General features: G+C 55.7%; 3 protein-coding genes. 2 read left to right on the top strand and 1 reads right to left on the bottom strand.

The annotated features are described in order from the left end of the window. On the top strand, positions 1 to 1095 hold a 1095-nt coding region (locus D7D26_RS11715), incomplete at its 5' end, for an S-layer homology domain-containing protein (protein ID WP_199674785.1). A gap of 265 nt (positions 1096 to 1360) precedes the next feature. Here D7D26_RS11715 and D7D26_RS11720 read toward each other — a convergent pair. After that, positions 1361 to 2725: an ATP-binding protein gene (locus D7D26_RS11720; protein WP_120373166.1), complete on the bottom strand. Its 1365-nt coding sequence runs from the start codon at positions 2723 to 2725 to the stop codon at positions 1361 to 1363. A 279-nt stretch (positions 2726 to 3004) separates the two neighbouring features. On the opposite strand from D7D26_RS11720, the gene D7D26_RS11725 reads away from it, so the two are divergent. Beyond that, entirely contained in the window at positions 3005 to 4423 is a 1419-nt protein-coding gene (locus D7D26_RS11725) for an S-layer homology domain-containing protein (protein ID WP_120373167.1), read from the top strand. Positions 4424 to 5145: the final 722 nt, after the last annotated feature.

Raw genomic sequence — 5145 nt, forward strand, 5'->3', positions numbered from 1 at the left:
TTGGGCGTGAAAGTGGACGGCTTCGACAGCCGCCTGAGCGCTCTTGAAAAGGGCGTGGGCGGATGGAAGATCAGCGGCGAAATGCAGTTCGACTTCGTATCCGGCGACAACGATCTGACGCTCAATAAGCACGGCTTCGAGTTCGACAGCGCGCGCCTGTTCCTGCACAAGGATCTGGCCGACGGCCTGAGCTTCGACGCCGAATACGGCGACGGCGTCTTTGACCGCTTCTGGCTGACCGCCGAGGACTTCCTCGGCTGGGAAGGTCTTACTCTTAAGGCCGGTCAGTTCGACATCGACTGGGAAGACGACGACGGCCTGTACTACGGCGAACACGAAGACAGCGGCCTGTTCATGGGGGTACCCTATCGCGGCTTCGGCCTCAGCAAGACGTTCGGCCTGGCCGAGGTGAGCGGCTTCGCCGCTTCCAACATAGGCGATGACGGCGTCAGCATCTACGATGCCAACGCCAGCAACGAGTACTACGGCGCCCGCCTGAAGCTGAACTTCAACGAGAAGCTTTGGCTGAGCGTCAACGGCCTGTGGATGAACGACGACACGGATAAATACAAAACCTACTGGGCCGGCCTCGGTTTCAAGTTCGCCGAAGGCTTCGAACTGAAGGGCGCTTATTACATGCAGGATATCGACGGCGCCGCCATCGACGATCCCAAGGCGTGGAAGGTCGCCCTCGACGTCAGCCAGGACGTGCTCAAGTTCACGTCTCTGTGGGCCGAGTACGTCAAGTTCGACGACGGCTTTATGGCTCAGAATCTTCCCTACGCATTCAGCAAGCTGGGCGATTACTTCGAAGAATATGCCTGGAACGGCACGGGCGACGTCGAAGCGTGGCTGGTCGCCGCCAAGCAGGAGTGGAACGACAAGTGGAGCACCTTCGGACGTTACGGCCAGTACAAGCCCGATGCGGGCGACAAGGTCAAAGAGTGGGCGGTCGGCGTCGGCTATCAGTACACCCCCAACCTCTACTTCGAGCTGTCCTACGACAACATGGACTTCGGCAGCGGCCTGACCAAGGGCGCCGACAAAATCACGGACGACAAAGTCATCCGCTTCCGCACCCTGCTGACGTTCTAAATCCAATTCGTGTCTGCAAAAACAGAGGCGGCTGCTTTCGGGCAGCCGCCTTTTCGCGTTCTCGGAGGAACGGCACGCTTTATATCGAGAATGAGTATAGTTCGGCATTTTAATTGAGAAATAGTGTAAGGTGTTTCATTGAAGATCTGCGCTGGGCGGAGACGCGACGACAAAAAGACAAGGCGGCGCGCCATTTCCGGCGCACTCGCCTTGTCTTTCGTTCAGGAACGTTCTGGAAATTCATTGTTTTGATCAGGAATTGTTGTTACAGATCGATTGCCTGTTCGTTCAGCAGAAAATCCTGCACGCCGAGGTACAGAATGCCTTTTTCGTCATGCCACGGAATGATATTGTCCTTGGTCACAACGATCTTTCTGAAAGAATCGTCGATGCGGTTCAGAGAGTTGATTTCCTGTTCCTTTTTTTGCGGTTCGTCGATATGGAGGGCTGATTGAATGTAATATCTCCGATTCCCCTGGTTTACTACAAAATCCACTTCGAGCTGGATCGTCGCCCTTTTTTCTCCCTTCTCGGTTTTTCTGCGGCTGTTATACTGTACAACGCCGACGTCGACGTTATATCCGCGGCGGATCAGCTCATTGTAAATGATATTCTCCATAATGTGAGTTTCTTCGATCTGCCTGAAATTCAGCCGTGCATTTCTCAGACCAATATCCGTGAAATAGTATTTCAGCGGAGTGGAGAAATACCCCGCGCCTTTGATGTCATACCGCTTGGCGCTGTCCAGAATGTAGGCTTCCCTGAAGTAGTCGAGATAGCCTGCGATCGTGTTATGGGAAACTTTGATCTTTTTTTCCGAACGGAAGCGAGCTTCCAGTTTGGATGGATTCGTCAGCGAGCCGATCGCCGACGAAACGAAATCCAGCAGAATTTCAAGAATTTCCTTGTCGTTCCTGATGTCGTTCCGCTCGATAATGTCTTTGATGTAGGTCTCTTCGAACAAATTCTTCAGATACTGACTCTTTTCTTCCGGCGTTTCCAGAGACAAAAGGTAAGGCATGCCGCCGTACGTGCAGTAATCCCTCCATGCGTCCCCGGTACGGGCGTCGAAGAACGAGGAGGATGACGAAGCCGGAATGGGAGACCTTGAGCGGACCTCTTCATATGCCGGACAGAGCTCGGCAAAGGACAGCGGAAACACCCGTATTTCATCGCCTCTGTCCCGGAACTGCGTCAGCACCTCTTTGGAAAGCATTTTGGAGTTGCTGCCGGTGACGTAGACGTCCACGTTTTTGATCTTCATCAGGCCAAGCACCGTGTCGATAAACGTTACTTTTTCATCGGGGGTATCCACGTACGGATTGGGAACCTCCGCGCATAACTGTATCTCGTCAATAAAAACGTAGTGCCGCCGGGACGTGTCCGCAATTTTATCTTTGATATGCGCGTCGAGTTCGAACGGATTTCGGAACCGGATATTTTCGATTTCATCGAGCGGCATTTCGATGATCTGCTCTTTCCGAACGCCGTTTTCCAGCAGATAGTCCTTATAGAGTTCAAAAAGCAGATAAGACTTGCCGCAGCGTCTGATGCCGGTAATAATTTTGACGCGCCCGTTGTCTTTTTTTCGGATGAGCGCGTTCAGGTATCGATTTCTTTTGATTCTCATCTTTTTTCCTCCTGCAGACTATTTTTATTCCAAGACGCATTTTTTGTCTGTAGCAATCATATCGGGAATTGGCAAAACGGTCAATCAAATATGATTGATTTTGATTCTACGATTCGCCATCGGCTGCGAAAAATGGTATTATAGTGGCGCGCGGTTCGCGAGCGTGTGGCCGCGCGGTGACGAATGCCGTCGATCGGCCGGTCCGCCGGCCTTTTTCTCCCGTGTCCGCCGTCGCGGCGCAGGAAATTTCCGTCTTTCGAAAAGCGGGGTGAAGCGAAAATGAATATCCGCAGAACTCTTTTGCTTGCGGCGGCGCTCGCGTTGGCGGCGCTTTCCGCCGCGCGCGCCGAGCCGTTCGGCGACGTGCCCGCCGGCCACTGGGCTTATGACGCCGTGGCCGAACTCGGCGCCAAGGGGATCCTCGAAGGCTATCCCGACGGCGCGTTCAAGGGCGGGCGCGCCATGAGCCGCTACGAGATCGCCGTCATGGTGGCCCGCGCGCTGGTCAACGGCGGCGCGAGCGGCGAAGACCGGGCCCGTCTTAACGATCTCGCGGCCGAATTCCGTCCCGAACTGGAAGCCCTCGGCGTGAGGACCGACCGTCTCGACGGCCGTCTGGGCGCCCTCGAAAAGGGGCTGGGCGGCTGGAAGATCGGCGGGACCCTGCGGTTCGATTACAACGCCTGGGACAACGATCTGCCCGGTTCGGGCGCGCTGAGCGACGGCTTTACGTTCGACGAGGCCCGGCTTTACCTGCACCGCGATCTTGGCGGCGGGGTCGGCTTCGACGCGCGTTGGAGCGACGGCACGTTCGACCGTTTTTGGGTGACGGCGGCCGATTTCCTCGGCTGGGGGCTGACCTTCAAGGCCGGACAATTTGCGCTTGACTGGGAAGACGAGGACCGCCTCTATCATGACCGCCACGGGTTCTTCATGGGCTCCGCCTATCGCGGCGCCAGCCTGAAGAAAGATGCCGGCGCCGTGGAGCTGGCGGCGTTCGCCGCCTCGCAGCGCGCCGACGACGGCGATTCGGTTTACGCCGCCAACGCGAGCGACGAACATTACGGCGCCCGCCTCAAGGTCAATCTGGGCGAGCGCGCCTGGCTGAGCCTGAACGGCCTGTGGCGCAACGAGAACGACGCCGGTTTCAACACGTACTGGGCCGGGTTGGGATACGCGCTTTCCGACGGCATCGCCTTCCGCGGCGCTTATTACCGGCAGGATCTGAACGACGGGCTGGCGGACTATTACGGCGTTCCCACGGCGGCCGACGATCCCAAAGCCTGGAAGGTGATTCTCGACCTCGGCCAGGAAAAACTGCGCTTCACCAGCATCTGGCTGGAATACGCCCAGATCGACGCGGGCTTCCGCCTCGACAACGTTCCTTGGTCGTTCAACGACGACGTCGACTGGCCGCGCCGCGGCGCGAGACGCAATTTCTCGCTCGCGGGCGATACCGGCGTGTGGTTCGTGGGCGCGCGTCAGCAGTGGAACGAGCGCTGGAGCACGTTCGAACGGTATGCCCGTTACGACGTCGACAGCCTGTCGCCGGCGCCGCGCGAGTGGACCGTCGGCGTCGGCTACCAATACAGCCCCGGCCTGTATTTTGAACTGGCCTACAACGATCAGGACGGCGCCGTCAACATGAAGGATTACGACAACAAGCAGGTGCGCTTCCGCACCATGCTGAGCTTTTAACCGACGCGTCAATTGAAGAGGAAAAAGCCGCCGCCGCGCTGAGGAGCGCGACGGCGGCTTTTTTATACTGTTTCTCAATTAAAAGGGTGAACGCAAGGGCGCTGCGAGGGAGATTCGCAAAGCGGGCTGCGCGGGCCGCGCAGCGGTCGAGGCAGTCCTGAGCGGCCGAACTCCCCGCAGCGCCCTGCAAACTATGTTAACGCTTTTTATCAAGAAACGGAATTACGGGAGACGAGCTCTCCGCAGTCCATGGACAAAATACTGAAAAAAATACGGACCAGTCGCTGAAAATTTTTGGTGAAGAATTTTTGCGAAAGGGATTTTTTTGTTCAGGTCATAGAGATAAAATCCATTGTAATTACTTGATTGGATATAAAAAATAGAACATTGTCGAAGTTTTTTGTATTGTTTACGTTGTAAATGCGGACGCTCTGCGGTGAACGTAATAAGATACCAGTAAAATCAACGATCGAAATCTAAAATCGTCGGCGTTGGGCGAGGGGTTGCAAAACAAAAAATTTTTGCTAATATTAAGGCGCGTGCAGGAAGGATCCTGCGACGAAAACAGGATCGCTCGAAAAAAGCTGGGCGACAGGGCCGAAGAAGAAGCGGCGAGGCAACGAGGAAACTCCCGAAGAGACTTCTCCCCGCTCGCGAAGCCGAATTCGAGAAGCGCGCAAAAAAATCGTTCGAGGAGGAGTTTTGAGAATGAGTATGAAGAA

The sequence above is a fragment of the Pyramidobacter sp. CG50-2 genome (genome assembly GCF_003612005.1).
In the GTDB taxonomy this organism is placed as follows: Bacteria; Synergistota; Synergistia; order Synergistales; family Dethiosulfovibrionaceae; genus Pyramidobacter.

Excerpts from the sequence above, each read along its gene's own strand:
- D7D26_RS11720 (WP_120373166.1), bottom strand. The coding sequence starts at position 2,725 with ATGAGAATCAAAAGAAATCGATACCTGAACGCGCTCATCCGAAAAAAA.
- D7D26_RS11725 (WP_120373167.1), top strand. The coding sequence starts at position 3,005 with ATGAATATCCGCAGAACTCTTTTGCTTGCGGCGGCGCTCGCGTTGGCG.